The organism is Dehalococcoides sp., from assembly GCF_041654235.1.
Lineage (GTDB): Bacteria > Chloroflexota > Dehalococcoidia > Dehalococcoidales > Dehalococcoidaceae > Dehalococcoides > Dehalococcoides mccartyi_B.
Window position 1 is genome coordinate 1 of sequence record NZ_JBAZDW010000005.1, and the last position, 18,907, is coordinate 18,907.

Sequence of the window (18,907 nt, forward strand, 5' to 3'; positions counted from 1 at the left end):
AGAAAAGGGGTATCAAACCCCCGAAAGTTGGTGGGCTTGGCAGTTGTATTTATATTCGTGTCCTGCCGAAGCAGTAAAGCCACACCCCATGCCCCGGTTATTTCCGGCCGGGGAGGGACTATCAGTGAAAAGCCCAGTTCTTCTTCAAAGGCTTTCTTCATGGCAGGGTTTCGGGCAACTCCTCCCTGAAAAACTACCGGCTGGCGGATTTCTTTGTGAAGCCCCAGGTCATTTAAATAATTTCTGGCAAGAGCTTTACATAAACCATAAACAATATCCGGACGGCTACTGCCGGTCTGCTGGAAGTGAATCATATCTGATTCAACAAATACAGTACAGCGGCCTTTCAGTTCAATGGGGTTTTGGCTAAGCTGAGCCAGTTGACCCATTTCCTCCAGTGAGAGATCCAGACGGCGGGACTGGTGTTCCAGAAAACTGCCGGTGCCGGCGGCGCAGATGGTATTCATGGCAAAATCCACTACAAAACCGTTTTCCAACAGTATAAGTTTACTGTCCTGCCCGCCAATTTCTATCACCGTTTTCACTTCTGGTATCAGGTGGGCGGCAGCTTTGGCCTGTGAGCTGATTTCGTTTTTTAGCATATCCGCACCCACTGTTTCGGCTACCAGTTCACGGGCACTGCCTGTCACCGCCACCCCCAGCACCCCAGTGCTTTCCGGTAAACGGGACTGCAATTGCCTTAGTGCCAGTCTAAGGGTATTTAACGGATCTCCGGCGGTAGGCAGATATACCCAGTCTGTCAGTTCAGCAGATGGTGACAGGCATATTACTTTTGTAGATACAGAACCGCTATCAATACCCAGAAAAATGTTCATCTAAATAACCTATGGCCGAAAGGGTTCAAGCAGACGGCCGGGTAGATTTTTGAAACTCTATTTTTACTTTATCCAGATTGGTTGAGTTACTAAATAAATCGGCTGCGGTCATAGCCATAGCCTTGGCGGCATCCAGCGCACCCTTTAGACCGTTCACCGAACAGGCAGCGGATGCAAATTCTTCCGTGTGTCCGGAGACTTCTTTGCGGGTAATGGCATAATATCCGTGCAGGCTTGGCAAAATCTGGCTGACATTGCCCATATCGGTACTGCCAAAATTCATATCCGGGTCTTCAAGCAGAGTTTTCCGACCAAGCAGATCCATGTTTTTTACATATAAATTTGCCAGTGCCAAGTTGTTATTCATGGGTGCATATATGGATTTATCAAAGCGGTACTCCAAACGGGCACCGGTAGCTTGGGCGGCAGACTTGAAGCAGTCCAGTACCCTGTCCATCAGCTCTTTCAGGTAGGGCATAGTTTGAGAACGTATCAGAAAAGTGCCGGCGGAATGTCCGGGTACGATATTGGCAGCTTCACCTCCATCGGTAATAATGCCGTGAATGCGGGCGCTGGGCTCTATATGCTGGCGGAGTGAATTCAGACTGGTATAAGCCAGTACTATGGCATCAAGTGCGTTTATGCCTTTGTCAGGGTGGGCGGCGGCATGAGCCTCTTTACCGAAATACTCCACATTCAGGGTAACACAGGCAAGTGCTTGGGTAGTGGCAATATCTTCATTACCGGGGTGGGCTATGAGAGCCGCGTCCAGTTCTTTAAATACCCCTTTTTCCACCATCTGTATTTTGCCTCCGCTAAGTTCTTCAGCCGGAGTGCCTATCAGACAAACAGTCCCCCCGTAAAGCTTGGCAGCCAGACAGGAGGCTACGGCTGCACCTGCCGCCGAGGTGGCAATAAGGTTATGGCCGCAGGCATGTCCCAGTTGGGGCAGGGCGTCATATTCAGCCAGAAAACCTATAACCGGTGTGCCATGACCAAAAGTGGCTTTAAAGGCAGTATTAAGGCCGCCTATGTTTTTTTCAATGCTGAAATTTTGGCTGGACAGATATTCACAAAGCCATTCTACTGCTTTATGTTCCTGATAGCCCAGCTCCGGGTTGGCATGCAGCTTCAGAGACAGCTCTTCCAAACTGCCTTTTTCAGTGTTAATCATTTTAATGATGGCACTTTTGGTATCGGCAAGATTGTTATCTGACATTGGCCTGATTATATCCCAAACCAGCCCGAAATACCATTTGCTGGCCCACCGGAGAGGATTAAAATGTGTTTTTTAACCGTTTCGGCAAGGATGGATTAGGCTATTTGGAGCTTTAATGGGGGTTTGGTCTTGGCTTGTTTAGCATTATGGTGTAAAATATTAGAACACATGTTTTGATTTGGTTAGCTAATAAATGAACAGGAGACCTTGCCGGTGGCTCAGGAATATATAAAAATTAAAGGTGCCCGCGAACACAACCTCAAAAACATAGATGTCCAAATTCCCCGTGACAAACTGGTGGTTGTGACCGGGCTTTCAGGGTCAGGTAAGAGCTCTTTGGCTTTTGATACCGTTTATGCCGAAGGGCAGCGCCGCTATATGGAGTCTCTTTCCTCTTATGCCCGCCAGTTTCTGGGCAGAATGGAAAAACCGGACGTAGACCATATAGAGGGGCTTTCACCGGCTATCGCCATTGACCAGAAAGGGGTCAGCCACAACCCCCGTTCCACAGTAGGCACAGTGACTGAAATATATGATTACCTGCGTTTGCTGTTTGCCCGTACCGGCCACCCTCATTGCCCGGAGTGCGGCAAGGAGATTTCTGCCCAGAGTGTGGAACAGATAACCGATGCAGTCCAGCTGTTACCTGAGGGTGCCAAGATACTCATTCTGGGACCGCTGGTAAGGGGACGCAAGGGTGAGTATACCCAGATGTTTAAAGACCTCCGCAAATCAGGCTACGCCAGAGTTAGGGTGGACGGGCAGATTAAAGATTTGTCCGAAGATATAGAACTGGATAAAAACAAAAAACATGATATAGAAGCGGTGGTAGACCGTCTGGTGGTTGGTCAGGCGGGCTCACAGGGACGTGTTGCGGATTCGGTTGAAACTGCTCTGAAGCTGGGCGGGGGGCTGGTGGTAATATCGGTGGTGGACGGGCAGGATATGCTTTTTTCCGAAAAATTTTCCTGTGCGGATTGCGGTGTAAGCCTGGGTGAAATAGAACCCCGAACTTTTAGTTTCAATACTCCCCATGGCGCCTGCCAGACGTGTATGGGGCTGGGTGCCAAGATGGAGCTTGACCCTGAGCTGATTATACCGGACAAAAATCTGTCTCTGGCGGACGGGGCTATCAGTCCTTATCAGAACCAGAACTGGTACTTCGGACAGGTGGAAGATTTGGCCCGCAGGGCGGGTTTTTCGCTCAACAAGCCTGTTTCCACTTTTACTCCTGAACAAATGCAGTTATTGCTCTACGGTGAGGGTGGTGATATTCATAAATACCGCAACCGCTACGGGCGTGTAAGGGAATACACCAGTGGTTTTGAAGGGGTTATACCCCGTCTGGACAGACTTTACCGTGATAGTGAGTCTCAGGGAGTACGGGAGAGTATTGAAAAATATATGCTGGCTAGCCCCTGTCAGGCTTGCGGCGGCAAAAGGCTTCGCAAGGAAGCCCTGTCAGTAAAGATAGGCGAACGCAACATTGCCGATGTGGCGGGTATGTCCGTAGATGAACAGTTTAAATGGGCAAATGAACTGGCTGGCAAAAATACCCTGTTTAGCAAACGGGAACAGCTTATAGCCGCCCAGATACTCAAAGAGATACGTTCACGTTTGGGGTTCTTAAATAATGTGGGTCTGGAGTATTTAACTATAGACCGTATTGCCGGAACCTTATCCGGCGGTGAGGCCCAGCGGATACGTTTGGCCTCACAGATTGGCTCCGGCCTGATGGGGGTGCTATACGTTTGTGACGAACCTACCATAGGCTTGCACCCGGCAGATGATACCCGTCTGGTGGAAACCCTGCAGAAACTGCGTGATTTGGGCAATACCATACTGGTAGTGGAGCACGATGAATCTGTGATGAGGGCGGCGGACTATATTATAGATATGGGGCCGGGGGCGGGTGAACACGGCGGGCGGGTAGTGGCTACCGGCAATATCAGCGAAATAATGCAAAACCCGGCTTCACTTACCGGCCAGTATCTATCCGGCGCCAAGGTAATACCTGTGCCCGAAAAACGGCGGGATGGTAACGGGCAGGAACTGCTCATACAGGGTGCCCGCCAGAATAATCTTAAAAATATAGACGTACATATCCCTCTGGGCAAGCTGGTTTGCGTCAGCGGCGTTTCCGGCAGTGGCAAGTCCACTCTGGTTACCGATATTCTTTTCAAACATCTGGCTCAGGTATTTTACGGGGCTAAAGACAGGGCCGGCGGGTCAGATTCTATAACCGGCACGGAGCACATTGACAAGATAATAGAAATAAATCAGTCGCCCATCGGGCGGACACCCCGTTCAAATCCGGCTACCTATACAGGGGCATTTACCAATATACGGGAATTGTTTGCGTCAGTGCCCGAATCCAAGGTAAAGGGTTACGGGCCGGGGCGGTTTTCATTTAACATAAAAGGTGGACGCTGCGAAACCTGTGGCGGAGAGGGTTATATCCAGATAGAAATGCAATTTCTGCCGGATGTGACTGTTCCCTGTGAAGTTTGCCACGGGGCACGTTATAACCGCGAAGTGCTGGAGATAAAATTTAAAGATAAAAACATTGCAGACGTACTGGATATGACAGTGGACAGGGCGCTGGAGTTTTTTGAAAATTTCCCCAAAATCAGCTCCAAACTGCAAACCATGCAGGATGTGGGTTTGGGGTATATCCGCATAGGTCAGCCGGCACCTACATTGTCGGGGGGTGAGGCCCAGCGTATCAAACTGGCAACCGAACTTTCCAAACGGGCTACCGGGCGGACTTTATACATACTGGACGAACCTACTACCGGGCTTTCTTTTGAAGATGTGGCGGCACTTCTGCGGGTGCTTCAGCGGCTGGTAGACAGCGGCAATACTGTGGTAGTTATTGAGCACCAGCTGGATGTCATCAAGAATGCAGACTGGATAATAGACCTAGGGCCGGGTGCAGGCATAAAAGGCGGGCAGATTGTAGCTGAGGGTATACCTGAAGATGTTGCCTTGAATAAAGCCTCCGTGACCGGCAAATACCTGCGGCGGGTTTTACCGAAACTGAAATAGACTTAATCAGTTATCGCCTGTTTGCCAGGCGTTTACTGCAAATTTGCCAAGACTAATCAAAGGGGACAGAAATATGGACAGGCAATTGGCTTTGGCTGAAGTGGAAAAACGGGTAGACAATAAGAATCTGGTCAAACATATGCTGGCTACTGAAGCAGTTATGAAAGGTTTGGCCGGGTATTTTGGTGAGAACCAGGATGAATGGGCTATGGCTGGGCTTATTCATGATATAGATTTGGGTGAAGTAAAAGACGATATGTCACTTCACAGCAAACGGAGTGCCGAAATTGCTGCCAGTTTGGGTGCAGGTAAAGCTGTTTGTCAGGCTATTCTGGTGCATAACTCTGCACATGGTATTATCCCCGATAGCCGTATGGAAAAAGCCTTGTTCTGTGCTGACCCTATTACCGGGCTTATTACCGCCGCTGCTCTGGTCAGGCCGGACAAAAAGCTGGCCTGTGTGGAAGCCAAAAGTGTGGCTAAACGTTTCAAGGAAAAGTCCTTTGCTGCCGGTGCAAACCGTGAGCAGATTGCCAGTTGTTAAAGTTTGGGTCTGGAACTGGATGAGTTCATCCGCCTGTCCCTAAGCGCCATGCAGTCTGTTTCTTCTGATTTAGGGCTGTAACCGCTTTCTAATAATTACGAACCCTTTGCAATTTGCCCTGTTTAGGTAATATAATTCTAACATAGGCGTTTGATAATACTCAGCGGAAAGAGCAAAGGAAAAGACTACATGATACTGCGCACCCGGATTAAGGAACTGCGGGCAAGATATAATCTTACCCAATCTGAGCTGGCCGAAACAGTAGGGGTCAGCCGCCAGACCATGCTTTACCTTGAAAAGGGCAAGTATAATCCCTCGCTTATTCTGGCCCACAAAGTAGCCAAAGCCCTGCATGCAGATATAGAAGACGTATTTATCCTGCGGGACGTTTAGTTTAGGCGGATAGCTGAGCCGGATGGGGTTTTGTCTATCTCAATGCGGGTGGGGAATGAATCTTTCAGGTCATCTATATGGGTTATGACCAGTATCTTGTCAAACTCGTTCTGAATAGAGTTTATGGCCTCTTTCAGGCGCTCAATGCCGGTAGTGTCCTGTGTGCCAAATCCCTCATCAATGATAAGTGTCCGCAAAGGTGCGCCCAGACGGTTTGCCAGCAAGTGTGACAGGGCAATCCTGATCGCAAAATCTATCCTGAAAGCCTCACCGCCGCTAAAGGTTTCATAGTTGCGGGTGCCAAGTTCATCCGAGATATTTATATCCAGAGTTTCGGTTTGGTCTCCCTTTTTGGTGGAACGCTGGGTTTCTATGCTAAGGTGCATGCGGCCGTCAGTCATACGCGACAGCAACAGGTCAGCTCCGTTTTCCAGTTCAGGCAGGGTGTCTTCAATAAGCATAGTCTGGATTCCGTCTTTTTTGCCGAAAGCTCTGACCAGTTTACCGAAATAATTTATTTCTTGAGTGGTCTGGTCTTTCTCTTGTGCTTGCTTTTTCAGCTTTTTCTCCAGCTCATTTATCTGTTCTGCTTTCTGGCTGAGTGAACCCAGTTGTTGCCTCAGGGTATCCTGCCTTTGACTGAGTGACTTATATTCAGTTTCGGCTTCTCCCAGTTCTTTTTCAAGCACCGGTAATTCCGCCAGCTCTTTAAGCAGGGTCTGCTGTTCATTTAGTTTATTATCACGCCGGGCTGTCAGCTCTGCCAGTGCAGAGGATGCCTTTTTTAGACTGTCATTTTCCAGCGGCAGGCGGTTAAGTGCTTCGTCAAGTTTACGTTTCTTTTCTTCAAAAGGGGTCAAATCAGCCAGATTCTGCTGGTTTCGGGTATATTCGGCATTATCAAAATTTAGTCCCTGTATTTCTTTTTCGACTACTGCCAGACTGGCCTGCTCCGCAGCGGCATAGCTCCGTTCGTTCAGTTGTTTCTCAATACCTGCAATCAGGTTTCTGCCTTCCGCCGCCTTTATTTCAGCCTCTTTAGCCTCCGCAATCCCTTTGTCCAGTAGACTTATCTGTCTTTCATACTGTTTGTGGCTATGACTCAGGCGGTTAGTTTCGGTTTCAATGTACTTAAGCAAGGCTTGTATATCTGATTGCATCTGGCTCAGTTTTTCCTGCAGATCTGCTTGCAGGTTTTTTTGGGTATCCTGTTCCGTCTTGTATTTGCCAAACACCAGCTTGAGCTTGTCTTGTCCCAGTTCAGTTTCGCATAGAGGGCAGTTACAGCGGTTTTCACCCGCTTCAGCCAGCAGGTTCAGTTTTTCTTCAAGTGCGTTTACCTCTTTGACGGCAACGGCGTGTTCAGTTTCCAGTCTGGCCAGGCTGCTTTGCAGATTAAGCAGCTTGTTCTGTTGGATTTTCAGTTCCGCCTCTTCAGTTTCCAACCGGGTTTTCAGTTGGTCTGATTGGGTTTTTTCTTTTTCCAGTATCACCAGAGTTTGCGCAGTGTCTTGCCTGAATTTCAGGCGTTCCTGATATTTCCCCAAGGTATTTTTAAGATTGTTTTCTTCTTTGTAAACGGCATCTTCAAGGGGCTTTTTGGTATTTTCCAGTTGCCTTAGTTTAGCCAGTATCCGGTTATGTTTATCATACAGGCTCTGGCAGGCGGAGTATTCCTGAAAACCTTTAAAGATTGCTTCCTTTTGGGCAGAGAGTGTTTCAAAAGTGCTGATACGCTGTTTTATTTCTTGCAGGGTTTGAATCCAGCGGGACTGGTCTTTGGAAATATCCTTCAGGTCGTTATCCAACTGGCGGCAGGCATTTTGTTTGGTGTCAAAGCTATGTTTCTTGTGCCGCATAATTTCCAGCTCGGCAAGCTGAATTTTTAATTTGCCTTCACCTTCGGCCAGGTCTTTACGGGTATGATTTAGGGCTTCTTCCAGTTCCGGTCTGGACTTCAGACTTTCTTTGCCATCTTCAATACTCTGTTCAATCTGCAGGTTTTTGGCTTCTGCTTCACGTACAGCCTGTCTGGCCAAATCTTCCAGCTGGTCATATATTTCTAACCCCAGTATGTTGGCCAGCACTTCTTTACGTTTGCCGGGGGGTTGCTGGGTAAACTGGTTGGCATGTCCCTGCCTCAGAAAGGCGCTGTTTATAAAGGTGTCATAGTCCATATGGAGTATGGAGATTATCTTTTTCTCAGTCTGGGTCAGGGTGTCTCCGGTTATATTCCGGGGTTTTTCATCCTGGAGTGAAAAAAGGCTTAACAGGCTTTGTCCATTTGCCCCTGCCTTTTTGGGGCGTTGGCGCTGGCGGATAACCTGATAAAGTTCACCTGAAATTTCAAAATCAAGGCTGACTTCTGCTTCCTGCTCGTTTAGGGAAATCACATCATCGTCACTCTTAGCCCGGCTTTTTCCCCAGAGCGCCCAGGTAATGGCATCTATCAGGGCGGATTTGCCTGCCCCGTTTTGACCGCAGATACAGGCAGTATGTATCCCGTTAAAAGAAAAAGGCGGTATTTCGCCCCGGTAACACATAAAGTTTTTTATTTTGAGTTTGACAGGAATCATAAAGCTCTCCAGTTTTACTGCCTATATTCTAGCATAAAAACCAAAATTTAAAGCCATTTGTATGACAGAATGGTATTGAAATATTTGCGGCATAGTATTATTGGGCCAATGGATATAAAAAAGCCCCTGTCAGTTGCGACAGGGGCTGGATTAGAATACCGGTCAGGTGGTTATTCCAGATAATCCTTAAGTTTGCGGCTGCGGCTGGGGTGGCGGAGTTTCCGCAGAGCCTTGGCCTCTATCTGGCGGATACGTTCACGGGTTACGTTAAACTCTTTACCCACTTCTTCCAGAGTGCGGCTTCGGCCATCTTCCAGTCCGAAGCGGAGCTGAAGTACCCGGCGTTCACGCGGGGTCAGGCTGCCCAGAACAGTATCTATTTGCTCCTTTAGCAACTGGCGTGAAGCGGCATCCGGCGGTGCCAGTGCGTTCTGGTCTTCAATAAAGTCTCCCAGATGGCTATCTTCTTCTTCGCCGATGGGGGATTCCAGTGAAACCGGCAACTGGGAAACCTTGGCAATTTCACGTACCTTTTCTGGCGGCAGGTCCATCTCAAGGGCTATTTCGTCCGGGGTAGGTTCACGCCCAAGCTTTTGGGACAGCTGGCGGCTTATTGAAAGCAGCTTGTTAATGGTTTCTACCATATGAACAGGTATGCGTATAGTTCTGGCTTGGTCTGCAATAGCCCGGGTAATGGCCTGGCGTATCCACCATGTTGCATAAGTGGAAAACTTGAAACCGCGGTGGAAGTCAAACTTTTCCACTGCACGGATAAGACCGATATTACCTTCCTGTATAAGGTCAAGCAGAGGCATGCCCCTGCCAATGTGTTTCTTGGCCACACTGACCACCAGGCGGAGGTTGGCCTGAATAAGATGGCGTTCAGCCCGTTTAGCGTCTATTTCAAGGTTATCCAGATAATACTTCAGGCTTGCTTCATGCCGTTCCAGATGGTTTATAAAGGTAGTATCGTAAGTGTGGTCTGATATTTCGGGTATAGTCATTTTTTCGGGTATGGCATCCAGCACAACCTTGGGCAGGAGGGAGCTGTTTATAGCCAGATTGATAAAAGACTGTTCTATCTCCGCCATACTCTTGCCGGTATTATCCGAGATATTTTTGGTGAGTTGCTGGTCAATCTCGTGGTCAATAGCTGTCCTTAGTTTGGGGTTGTGGATAATGGTTTTCAAACTGGCGGAAGTATCCATCCCCAATTCCTGTCCCAGTTGGAACAGGACTTCGGTAGCTTGGGCAAGCTCCCTGAGCATGCACAGAAAAGATTCGGCGGCAGACGGGTAACGCCCGCGTTTTTCCAGACACTCCTGGCGGATTTCGCGAATGCGTTTGCCTTCTTCCATTTTCTTGGCCAGAGTTTTTTCATCTTCGGCCGAAAGAAGGGGTACCCGGCCTATTTCATGCAGATACATACGTACCGGATCATCTACTATACCCTGGGTGTCTATCTGTTCAAGGGGTATGTCAAGATCAATATTCAGCGGGCTGATTTCTTCATCGGTATCCGGTATCAGGTCTGCTTCGGCTGCCAGTTCTTCTTCGGTGAGCTCGGCGGGTATGTCTGTATCAGCTATATCCTTGAGGTCAGGCTCTGCCAGTTTGTCGCCTTCAGCTTCGGCATCCTGTTCATCATGGATATTTGCCAGCCCTTGTTCCGCATCCTTGTCGTCATCAATATCGTCAGGGCTAAACTCTTTCTTATCTTTCTCAGCGGGCATTTATTGTCTCCTCTGTTTCTGGTTTCGTCTGTCTTTAAGGCTGAATACACTCCGCAGTTCTTCGTTGACCTTTACACACTGGTCATTCAGCGCCTGGTATTCAGTTGTTTCCGGCTGGTTGATTTCGCTTAAGGCCTGGTTAAGTTTTACCGCCAAGTTCCGGAGGTATCTTTCTCTCAGCCTCAGGCATAGGTCGTAAAACTTATCCTCTATATTATCATTTGCCGGATTTTTATTCATCAAGTTGTCATAATATTCCCGCAGGTTTTCATCAAGGCAAGGCCGCAGGTTGTCCTTTTCAGCGGACTGATTATAAATCGCCAGCAGTTCCCGGTACTGGGGTATCTCAAGATACTCAGGGTGCAGGTTATAGGCGAAACGGGTAACCTCCGCTGATGTGAAAAGCAGGCTTAAGGCATACTCCTCAAGGGCGGGGTTTTTGGGGGCTTGGCCTGATGGGGCTTCTTTTTCCGTAACTTTGGCATTACGGGTTTCATTCTTCAGTTTTTTCAGCCGTTCAAGTATACGGTTCTGGCTGGTGCTTACTATTTCGGCCAATTTGCCAAGATAATGGGACTGGCGTACTCCATCTTCCATTTTAGATATAATGGGTAAAAGGTGGTCAGTCAGTTTAGACTTGCCTGCGGCTGAATTCAGGTCAAGCCCTCTTTGGCTGTGTTCAAATATATAGTCCAGCAGTGGGCGGGCATTATCCAGTATCTCCTGCCAACTCTGGGGTGAATGGCGGATAAGCTCGTCAGGGTCTTTGCCTCCTTCAGGTACTGCTACCCGTATTTCAGACTCCATCTGGTTTTCATAATCTATAGCCCTTAAGGTAGCCTCTTCGCCGGCCGAATCCGAGTCCAGCCCCAATACTAAGTTTTTGGTCTGGCGTTTTATTAAAGCTATTTGGCGTTCGGTGAGGGCAGTTCCCATGCAGGCTACCGTATTGGTAAAACCGCCTTGGTGGGACATGATGGCATCCATATAGCCTTCCACTATGATTGCCCGGTTATTTTCCCGAATGCTGGCTGAAGCCAGATGCAGGCCGTACAGCAGGCTGCTTTTGTCAAAGAGATCTGTCTGGGGGGAATTACGGTATTTGGGCTGGGAGTTATCCATAACCCGTGCCCCGAAACCGGCTATCTGTCCTTTGTAGTTGGCAATGGGGTAAATAATATTATTCCGGAAGCGGTCATGAATCCGTCCCTCATCAGAGCGGACTATTACCCCGGCCTTCAGCAGGTCTTCATCTGAATAGCTGCGTTCCTTCAGGTAGTCATAAAGCCCCTGCCAGTCCGCCAGGGCGTATCCCAGCTGGAAATCTGCCAGGGATTGTTCATTTAGGCCGCGGGAGTTTAGGTAGATACGGGCATTTTCCGCCTGAGGGCTGTTTAAAAGCAGGTTATGGTAATACTGGGCGGCGGACAGATTTATTTCATACAGGCGGTCTCTTTGGTCTTTGATTGCCGGGTTTATCTGGCTGGGCAGGCTTACGCCGGCTTTTTCAGCCAGCAGTTCCAGTGCGGCCTTGAAATCCAGTCCTTCTTTTTTCATTACAAAAGCGAAGATGTCACCGCCGGTATTGCATGCGCCGAAGCAGTGCCAGTTTTGGGCTTCGGGGTAAACGAAAAAAGAGCCGTGTTTTTCGCTGTGAAACGGGCAAATTCCGCGCATAGTGCGGCCGGCTTTGGTCAGTTTAGTATACTGACCTATAAAGCTGACAATATCCAGTTTTTGCTTTATTTCTTCTACTGCGTCATTCATATCAGTCTGCCAGACTAAGTTCTTTGGCCAGTCTCAGGGCAAAAAGGTCGGTCATGCCCGCAATATAATCAGCCACTCTGCGTTCGGGTTTGTCCGACAGGGCTATATATTCCGCTGGCAATAAATCCTGATGGCCTACCAGATATTTGTATAAAAGGCGGACTATTTCCCGCTCGTGCTCAGCCTTGCGGTCTTTGCTTTGGTATACCTGCTCAAAAAGGAAATCCCGGAGGGTATTGCTGGCATCCAGTACCTTGTTACTCATGGTAAGCACCGGTTCTTGACCGGGCAGTAAGCCCGTGCATGACCAAGAGTTTTTAATAATATCACACACCATGGTGTTTATCCGATGGGAGTGGGTATTGCCCAATACCGATACCGCACCTAGCGGCAGGTCATTGGCCTTGATAATACCTGCCCGTACCGAGTCCAGAATGTCATGGTTTATATAGGCAACCGCATCTGCGATACGGCAAATCTGGCCTTCAAAGGTGGCAGCTTTATTATGGGTTTCCCCCAGTATGTTTGAACGTGATTTGGAGTGGTTGAGTATGCCGTCACGTACCTCCCAGCTGAGGTTTAAGCCATGCCCGTTTTTTTCCAGCAGGTCTACCACCCGCAGGCTTTGTTCGTTATGGTGGAAACCCTTGGGGAAAAGTTCGTTTAAAACCTCTTCGCCGGCATGTCCGAAGGGGGTATGCCCAAGATCATGCCCCAGACAAATAGCCTCGGTAAGGTCTTCATTAAGGTTGAGTGCCCGGGCAATAGTCCGGGCTATCTGGGTGACCTCCAGAGTATGGGTAAGGCGGGTCACAAAATGGTCACCCAAAGGGGCAATGAAGACCTGGGTTTTGTGCTTTAAGCGGCGAAAAGCCTTGGAATGTATAATCCGGTCCCGGTCACGCTGAAAACAGGTGCGAACCGGGTCCGGGTCTTCTGGTTTTTGCCTGCCACGAGAAAGGCGGCTTTTAACCGCGTAAGGGGAGAGGGTCTCCTCTCTGGCTTCAATGCGCTCCCTTATGCGAAGCTCGCTAATCATTTAATCTTTAATTTGGCCTCTGCCTTGGCAATAATCTCACGGGTAGTGCCTATCATGTCAGGGCTGACAGAAACCGAGGTTATACCCCAGGAGACCAGCTTTTCAGTCAGTTCGGGGTAAACCGAAGGTGCCTGTCCGCAGATGGATGCGGTAATACCGCGACGGGCGGCGGTGGTAACGGCTTTTTCTAAAGCCACCAGAACCGCCTCATTGCGTTCGTCAAAGGTCTCACGCAGCATTTCGCTGTCACGGTCAACACCGAGTATCAGCTGGGTAAGGTCATTTGAGCCTATAGATATGCCGTCAATACCGGCATCAATAAACTTGTCAATTAGGAAGATATTGGAGGGAACTTCCACCATCATCCAGAGTTTGAAATCCGGGCCGCGTTTCAGGCCTTCATCTTCCAGTATCCGTTTTACTTTTACAAGTTCATCTACCGTTCGTACAAATGGAAGCATAACGTAGACATTCGGATAGTCCTTGCGTACCCGTTTGATGGCTTCAATTTCCATCTTGAATACTTCAATATCTTTAATATAGCGGGAAACACCGCGGTAACCCAGCATAGGGTTTTCTTCTTGGCCTTCGTATTTGTCACCGCCCAACAGGTCACGGTATTCATTGGTTTTGAAATCATTGGTGCGGTAAACCACCGGGCGGGGATAGAAAGCCTTGGCGAAGGAAAGAACTCCTGCGTACACCTGCTGGATATATTCCTCTTGCTGACCCATTTCTATCATATAGCGGGGGTGCTTGCCTATCTGGCTGAATATAAATTCGGCTCTCAGCAAACCCACACCGTCTACATTGCGGGCGGCTACTTTGTCAGCCAGCTCAGGCTGAGCCAAGTTTACATAAACACGGGTCTTGGTGCGGATAGCCTCACGTACAATGGAAGCGATATTGCTGGTTTTTACGTTTCGGGTAACCTTGCCGTTATAAACCTTGCCATGAGTACCGTCAACGGTAATCATCTGGTCGTTTTTAAGTACCTTGGTGGCTTCGCCAGTACCCACTACGCAGGGGATGCCCAGTTCACGGCTGACAATGGCAGCATGGGAAGTGCGTCCGCCGCGGTTGGTTACAATGGCTGCTGCCCGTTTCATAGCCGGCACAAAGTCAGGGGTGGTCATTTCGGCTACCAGAATATCACCCGGAAGTACTAGGTCTATCTCAGAGGGGTCCTGGAGTATTTTGACTCCGCCGGTGGCCAGACCGGGTGAAGCAGCCGCACCCTGCAGCATAATGGGGGCATCAATTTCGGGCTCCAGTTCGCTGGCATCTTTCAGGGCAGTAACCGGGCGGGACTGGACAATATAAATTTCGTTTTCTTCTTTAGCCCACTCAATATCCTGAGGGCCTTTGTAATGGTTTTCAATAAGCATAGCCAGTTTGGCCAGCGTAATAATATCGTCTTCGGTGATTTTCTGCTGTTCTTGCTTGGTGGAGGGGACTGGTTGCCAGTAATTGTTGCCGGATTCGTCTTCGGCACCGGAGGTTGAGTTGCCGTTTTTACGAACAAGCCGCCTTTCCTGATGGCTGATAGTCCGTGAAAGAACTGCAGGGCCTTCTTTATCTAAAATATAAAGGTCCGGTGTGATTTCCCCTGACACCAGACCTTCCCCCAGACCGTATATAGCTTCAATAACTATTTTAGTGGGGTCTGAAGTAATGGGTTCAATAGTGAAGCATACTCCGGAAGCCTGCGACTGTACCATTTTCTGTACCGGTACGGCTATGCCTACCTGCAGATGATCGAAGTTTTGCTGTACCCGGTAGTAAATAGCTCTGGCTTCAAACAAGGAAGCCCAGCATTTCTGAACGGCTACCACAACTTCGTCGCCGCCCTCTATATTAAGGTAAGTGCTTTGCTGTCCGGCAAAAGATGCTTCAGGTAAATCCTCAGCAGTAGCTGATGACCGTACCGCTACCAGACCTTGCCCCATTTTTTTATAGGCGGTTTTAATCTGAGTGGCAAGTCCGGGAGGCATGGGGGTGGAAAGAATCATTTCCTTTACGATATTAGCAACAACAGAGAGTTGTTTGGAATCATTGATATCCAGTGACTCAAGAGCCTTACTGATAGCAGGGTGAAGGTTTGAGCTGTTTATGAAGTCAAAATAGGCATTGGCTGTTACGATATATCCGGGTGGGACGGGGATGCCAGCGTTAGTCATTTCGCCTAAATTAGCGCCTTTACCGCCGACCAGAGGGATATCGTTCTTCGTAACTTCGTTAAACCAGACAATAGCCTCATGACCTTTTTGCATTAGTCGATCTCCTTCATCTATGACGGTTCAGGTAGTTTATGATAGCACACCCAGACATTTAAAATCATTATTCTGGAGCTCTGTATTATTCCACAAACTCCCCCATCTTTGCAAAGTTTTGCTTGAGAAATATTGATATAGGTTAGAGGGATGTAGAGTATTAAGGATTTGGGCTAATATGTCTACAATACTGCCAGAGGTCATAGATTGTTATAGATAGGCACGCAAATTGACACCCCTTTTCTTTGGGGGTAGAATTCATGGTACGCCGTCAGGCAAACTTAGGAGGCAGATAAAATGATAGAAATGACGATAGACAGTATAAGGGTTAGCCTGATGAATTATCAGAGAGTGGTACTGCTTAAGGAAAAAACGGCTGACCGCTATCTGCCTATTTGGATTGGCACAGCCGAGGCTGAGGCTATTGCGGTAAAACTCCAGGGTGTCGCCGTCCCACGTCCCCTTACCCATGACCTGCTGGGTACAGTTATAGATGTACTGGGTGCAAAGGTGCGTTCTATAGTGGTAGATGACCTGAAAAATGACACCTTCTACGCCAAGGTATTACTTGAAGTAGACGGTGAACAAATGGAGATAGATTGCCGCCCTTCAGATGCGCTGGCACTGGCGGTAAGAGTAAATGTACCTATATATGCGGCAGACAGCGTACTGGAAAAAGCCAGTATCATGCTGGACCGTGAACAGGATAAACGGGCTATGGACGAAATGGATTTGCCCGAACCTCCATCCGGCGGCAAAGGTGAAAAAACCCGTAAGGCCAGTGACGAAGAGATTAAGCGTCTATCAGCCTTCCGTGACTTTGTAGATAACCTGGACCTTGAAGATTTTGACAAGCGCAAATCCTGAATAGTATTAGTACAGGGCAGTTTTCTTGACCTAAAGAACTAATTCTGGTATGCTACTTTGCGTTTTGAGGCTGTAATGAACAAATGGGGTACAGGTCTTCAGTATCTTGGTTTGGGCTGGTATATGGCCCTTGTTATATTGCTGGGGACACTGGGTGGCAGATGGCTGGATCAAGCCCTTGGTCTTGAACCCGTGTTCTTGCTGGCCGGTCTTTTAATCGGAGTTTTTCTGGCCTTTTACGGCGTTTATCGGTTGCTGCCGAAGATAACTAACAACGGTAAAGGGAATTAACAGTGCCAAAGAAAAAGATTTTAGGTATGCCCAAACAAGTCTTCTGGCCAGTGATGATAGTTATACTGGCAATTTTAGTTGTCGGGTTTTTATCCGGCCCTATAGGTATCGCCCTCTTTGGTGATCTTGGATTTCCTGACTGGATGAAAATTACTACCCCCAAACCGGAGTTACCTTCCGCCGAACTTTTCAGTATTGGTCCTGTGGCAATCACCAACACTATTCTTACGGCATGGATTACCATTCTGGTATTGGTGGGACTGAGTGTTGCCGCCACCCGCAAGATGAAGCTTATTCCCGGACGTCTTCAGGGTGCGCTGGAAATGGTACTCAGCTGGATTTACAATATGTGTGTAGATGCTGCCGGTGAGAAATTTGGTCGCAAGTTTTTCCCTCTGGTGGCCACTATCTTCCTATTTATTATAGTAAACGCATGGATGAATCTTTTGCCCGGTTACAATACCATATTTATTGAATTGGGCAACGGTCACGAAGCCCATCTTCTTCGCGGCGCCAATACCGATATTAACCTGCCTCTGGCTCTGGCTGCTATCACCTTTTTCATGGTGGAGTATTGGGGCATAAAGACTCTGGGCGGTTTTCACTACCTCAGCAAATTTTTCAACTTCAAACCCCTGATAAACGCTTTCAGGCATAAAGAAGGGGTTATCGGCATATTTAATGGGGTTATTTCCATTTTTGTGGGTTTACTGGAATTCTTTCTGGAGTTTGTCCGTATCATCAGCCTGACCTTCCGTCTCTTTGGCAACATGATAGGCGGCGAAATCCTTATACTTATGATTACGTTCCTTGCGCCTTTTATTATCGGCATACCGTTCTACGGTCTTGAAATGCTGGTAGGTTTTGTACAGGCGCTGGTGTTCTGTAACTTGGCTCTGGTCTTCTCATTGATAGCGGTTACGCCTCATGGGGAAGAAACTCATTAATTTAGTATTACGCAATTAGAACAAGGGAGGAAAAACAATAGTGGAAGCTGATGTAATCAAACTCTTAGCGGCTGGCCTGGCAATGGGTCTGGGTGCAATTGGCCCCGGTATCGGTGTAGGTATTCTGGGTTTTGGTGCTTTGCAGGCTATCGGCCGCAATCCTGAAGCCAAGGGTTCTATCTTCACCAACATGATCCTTTTGGTGGCTTTCGCTGAGTCCATCGCCATCTTTGCGCTGGTTATCTCTATCGTACTTATTTTCGTTGCCTAAGGGGCATAATACAGGAGGAAACCGGTGGAAAAACTGGCAGAACTGGGAATAAATATACCTTCTTTCATAGCCCAGATTGTAAACTTCGGTTTACTCTTAGGTCTGCTGTATCTGTTTGCCTATAAGCCCATTCTGGCCAAACTTGACGAGCGTTCTACCCGTATCAAGGAAAGCATGGAACGGACAGACCAGGTAAAGGAACAGGCTCAAAAAGCGGAAGAAGAGTTTAAAAAGAAGATTGGCGAAGCCAGTCAGCAGGGCCAGCTGGTAATTGAACGGGCTGTAAAGACCGGTGATGAAATTCGCCAGAAGGCCATAGAAGAAGCCAAGGCTGAGGCTGAGGCCATGCTTAGCCGCGCCCGGACTGAAATACGTCAGGAACGTGATGAAGTGGTTGACCAGTTACGCAAGGAATTTGCTGAATTGACCATTTTGGCGGCCGGCAAGGTTATTGACCAATCTCTGGATAAGAAAGCACATCAGGCGCTTATTGACAGTGTGCTTGAAAATAGCACCGACCTGCGGAAGAATTAAAAGAGAGCAACGGAGAAGCAGTGGCCAAAAGAGTTTATGCTATAGCCATGCGCTATGCGCAGGCGTTACACGAACTGGCAAAGGAGCAGAAGTCTCTGGATAAATGGCAGGAGGATTTACAAAATCTTTCTCGCCTTACAGAGGACGCTTCGGTTGATGAGTTTCTCAGCAACCCCAAAATTGTCTCTGCCCGGAAACACGCAGTCCTTGCCAAGCTCAGTGATATAGATCCGCTGATGTTGAACCTGGTGGATATGCTGGTAGCTACCCGCAGGCTAGGTATCATGAGGGCTATCTCAGGTGAGTACAACCGATTGCTGAACGAGGCCAGAGGGGTGGAAGACGCTATCGTAACCACCGCCAAGCCTGCCAGTGAGGCAGATACTGAAATAATCAGGCAACAGTTAAGCAAAATAACTGGTAAAAAGATAAACATATTAACTGCAACAGACCCCGGATTGATAGCTGGTTTGAAAGCCAGAATCGGGGATAAACTGATAGATGGTTCTATCAGCCGGAGGCTGGTTTTACTGCAAAACGAAATCAGTCAGGGACGTATTTGATAACCC

The 18,907-nt window shown here is 48.3% G+C and carries 15 protein-coding genes and 1 pseudogene; 9 read left to right on the forward strand and 7 right to left on the reverse strand.

The window, feature by feature from the left end; all coding sequences use genetic code 11:
• Positions 1-836: acyl-CoA dehydratase activase (locus WC259_RS01175; protein WP_372642852.1), on the reverse strand; the 836-nt coding region annotated here is incomplete at its 3' end.
• A 25-nt stretch (positions 837-861) separates the two neighbouring features.
• Positions 862-2,055, reverse strand: coding sequence for a M20 family metallopeptidase (locus tag WC259_RS01180; protein WP_011309062.1), 1,194 nt, complete (start codon positions 2,053-2,055; stop codon positions 862-864).
• A gap of 213 nt (positions 2,056-2,268) precedes the next feature.
• Here WC259_RS01180 and uvrA point away from each other — a divergent pair, with 213 nt between their 5' ends.
• From uvrA to WC259_RS01195, 3 genes and pseudogenes are all read left to right on the forward strand, one after another.
• Positions 2,269-5,103, forward strand: a complete 2,835-nt coding sequence (gene uvrA / locus WC259_RS01185) for an excinuclease ABC subunit UvrA (protein WP_011309063.1) — start codon at positions 2,269-2,271, stop codon at positions 5,101-5,103.
• 73 nt (positions 5,104-5,176) lie between these two features.
• Positions 5,177-5,728: pseudogene (locus WC259_RS01190) on the forward strand (HD domain-containing protein).
• A 108-nt stretch (positions 5,729-5,836) separates the two neighbouring features.
• On the forward strand, positions 5,837-6,040 hold the full coding sequence (locus WC259_RS01195; protein ID WP_011309065.1) for a helix-turn-helix transcriptional regulator: 204 nt from the start codon (positions 5,837-5,839) through the stop codon (positions 6,038-6,040).
• On the opposite strand, the gene WC259_RS01200 is transcribed toward WC259_RS01195, so the two are convergent.
• The 5 genes from WC259_RS01200 to ppsA all read right to left on the reverse strand — a co-directional run bounded on the left by WC259_RS01200 (position 6,037) and on the right by ppsA (position 15,428).
• Positions 6,037-8,616, reverse strand: a complete 2,580-nt coding sequence (locus WC259_RS01200) for an AAA family ATPase (protein WP_077997994.1) — start codon at positions 8,614-8,616, stop codon at positions 6,037-6,039. The genes WC259_RS01195 and WC259_RS01200 overlap by 4 nt on opposite strands.
• 170 nt (positions 8,617-8,786) lie before the next feature.
• A complete protein-coding gene (gene rpoD / locus WC259_RS01205; protein ID WP_011309067.1) occupies positions 8,787-10,349 on the reverse strand; it encodes an RNA polymerase sigma factor RpoD in 1,563 nt (520 codons plus the stop codon).
• Entirely contained in the window at positions 10,350-12,116 is a 1,767-nt protein-coding gene (gene dnaG, locus WC259_RS01210; protein WP_015407625.1) for a DNA primase, read from the reverse strand. It abuts the gene before it with no gap.
• Position 12,117: 1 nt separating this feature from the next.
• Entirely contained in the window at positions 12,118-13,155 is a 1,038-nt protein-coding gene (locus WC259_RS01215; protein WP_012984234.1) for a deoxyguanosinetriphosphate triphosphohydrolase, read from the reverse strand.
• Complete coding sequence (ppsA, locus tag WC259_RS01220; RefSeq protein ID WP_011309070.1) at positions 13,152-15,428, reverse strand: phosphoenolpyruvate synthase; 2,277 nt, start codon at positions 15,426-15,428, stop codon at positions 13,152-13,154. Before ppsA ends, WC259_RS01215 begins: the two co-directional genes overlap by 4 nt.
• A gap of 297 nt (positions 15,429-15,725) precedes the next feature.
• On the opposite strand from ppsA, the gene WC259_RS01225 reads away from it, so the two are divergent.
• The 6 genes from WC259_RS01225 (at position 15,726) to atpH (ending at position 18,901) form a co-directional block, all read left to right on the forward strand.
• The gene (locus WC259_RS01225; protein WP_011928915.1) at positions 15,726-16,295 is read left to right on the forward strand and encodes a bifunctional nuclease family protein; all 570 of its coding nucleotides are present in this window, start codon (positions 15,726-15,728) and stop codon (positions 16,293-16,295) included.
• A 75-nt stretch (positions 16,296-16,370) separates the two neighbouring features.
• The gene (locus tag WC259_RS01230) at positions 16,371-16,586 is read left to right on the forward strand and encodes an AtpZ/AtpI family protein (RefSeq protein ID WP_015406977.1); all 216 of its coding nucleotides are present in this window, start codon (positions 16,371-16,373) and stop codon (positions 16,584-16,586) included.
• 2 nt (positions 16,587-16,588) lie between these two features.
• Positions 16,589-17,533 (forward strand): F0F1 ATP synthase subunit A, encoded by a 945-nt coding sequence (locus WC259_RS01235; protein WP_011928917.1) that lies wholly within the window; start codon positions 16,589-16,591, stop codon positions 17,531-17,533.
• Positions 17,534-17,573: 40 nt separating this feature from the next.
• The gene (atpE, locus tag WC259_RS01240) at positions 17,574-17,804 is read left to right on the forward strand and encodes an ATP synthase F0 subunit C (protein ID WP_010936335.1); all 231 of its coding nucleotides are present in this window, start codon (positions 17,574-17,576) and stop codon (positions 17,802-17,804) included.
• Between the two features lie 24 nt (positions 17,805-17,828).
• Complete coding sequence (atpF, locus tag WC259_RS01245; RefSeq protein ID WP_011309074.1) at positions 17,829-18,338, forward strand: F0F1 ATP synthase subunit B; 510 nt, start codon at positions 17,829-17,831, stop codon at positions 18,336-18,338.
• A gap of 20 nt (positions 18,339-18,358) precedes the next feature.
• Positions 18,359-18,901, forward strand: a complete 543-nt coding sequence (gene atpH / locus WC259_RS01250) for an ATP synthase F1 subunit delta (RefSeq protein WP_011309075.1) — start codon at positions 18,359-18,361, stop codon at positions 18,899-18,901.
• Positions 18,902-18,907: the final 6 nt, after the last annotated feature.

Excerpts from the sequence above, each read along its gene's own strand:
- WC259_RS01230 (WP_015406977.1), top strand. The coding sequence starts at position 16,371 with ATGAACAAATGGGGTACAGGTCTTCAGTATCTTGGTTTGGGCTGGTAT.
- WC259_RS01195 (WP_011309065.1), top strand. The coding sequence starts at position 5,837 with ATGATACTGCGCACCCGGATTAAGGAACTGCGGGCAAGATATAATCTT.
- rpoD (WP_011309067.1), bottom strand. The coding sequence starts at position 10,349 with ATGCCCGCTGAGAAAGATAAGAAAGAGTTTAGCCCTGACGATATTGAT.
- WC259_RS01180 (WP_011309062.1), bottom strand. The coding sequence starts at position 2,055 with ATGTCAGATAACAATCTTGCCGATACCAAAAGTGCCATCATTAAAATG.
- ppsA (WP_011309070.1), bottom strand. The coding sequence starts at position 15,428 with ATGCAAAAAGGTCATGAGGCTATTGTCTGGTTTAACGAAGTTACGAAG.
- WC259_RS01215 (WP_012984234.1), bottom strand. The coding sequence starts at position 13,155 with ATGATTAGCGAGCTTCGCATAAGGGAGCGCATTGAAGCCAGAGAGGAG.
- WC259_RS01225 (WP_011928915.1), top strand. The coding sequence starts at position 15,726 with ATGATAGAAATGACGATAGACAGTATAAGGGTTAGCCTGATGAATTAT.
- WC259_RS01200 (WP_077997994.1), bottom strand. The coding sequence starts at position 8,616 with ATGATTCCTGTCAAACTCAAAATAAAAAACTTTATGTGTTACCGGGGC.
- dnaG (WP_015407625.1), bottom strand. The coding sequence starts at position 12,116 with ATGAATGACGCAGTAGAAGAAATAAAGCAAAAACTGGATATTGTCAGC.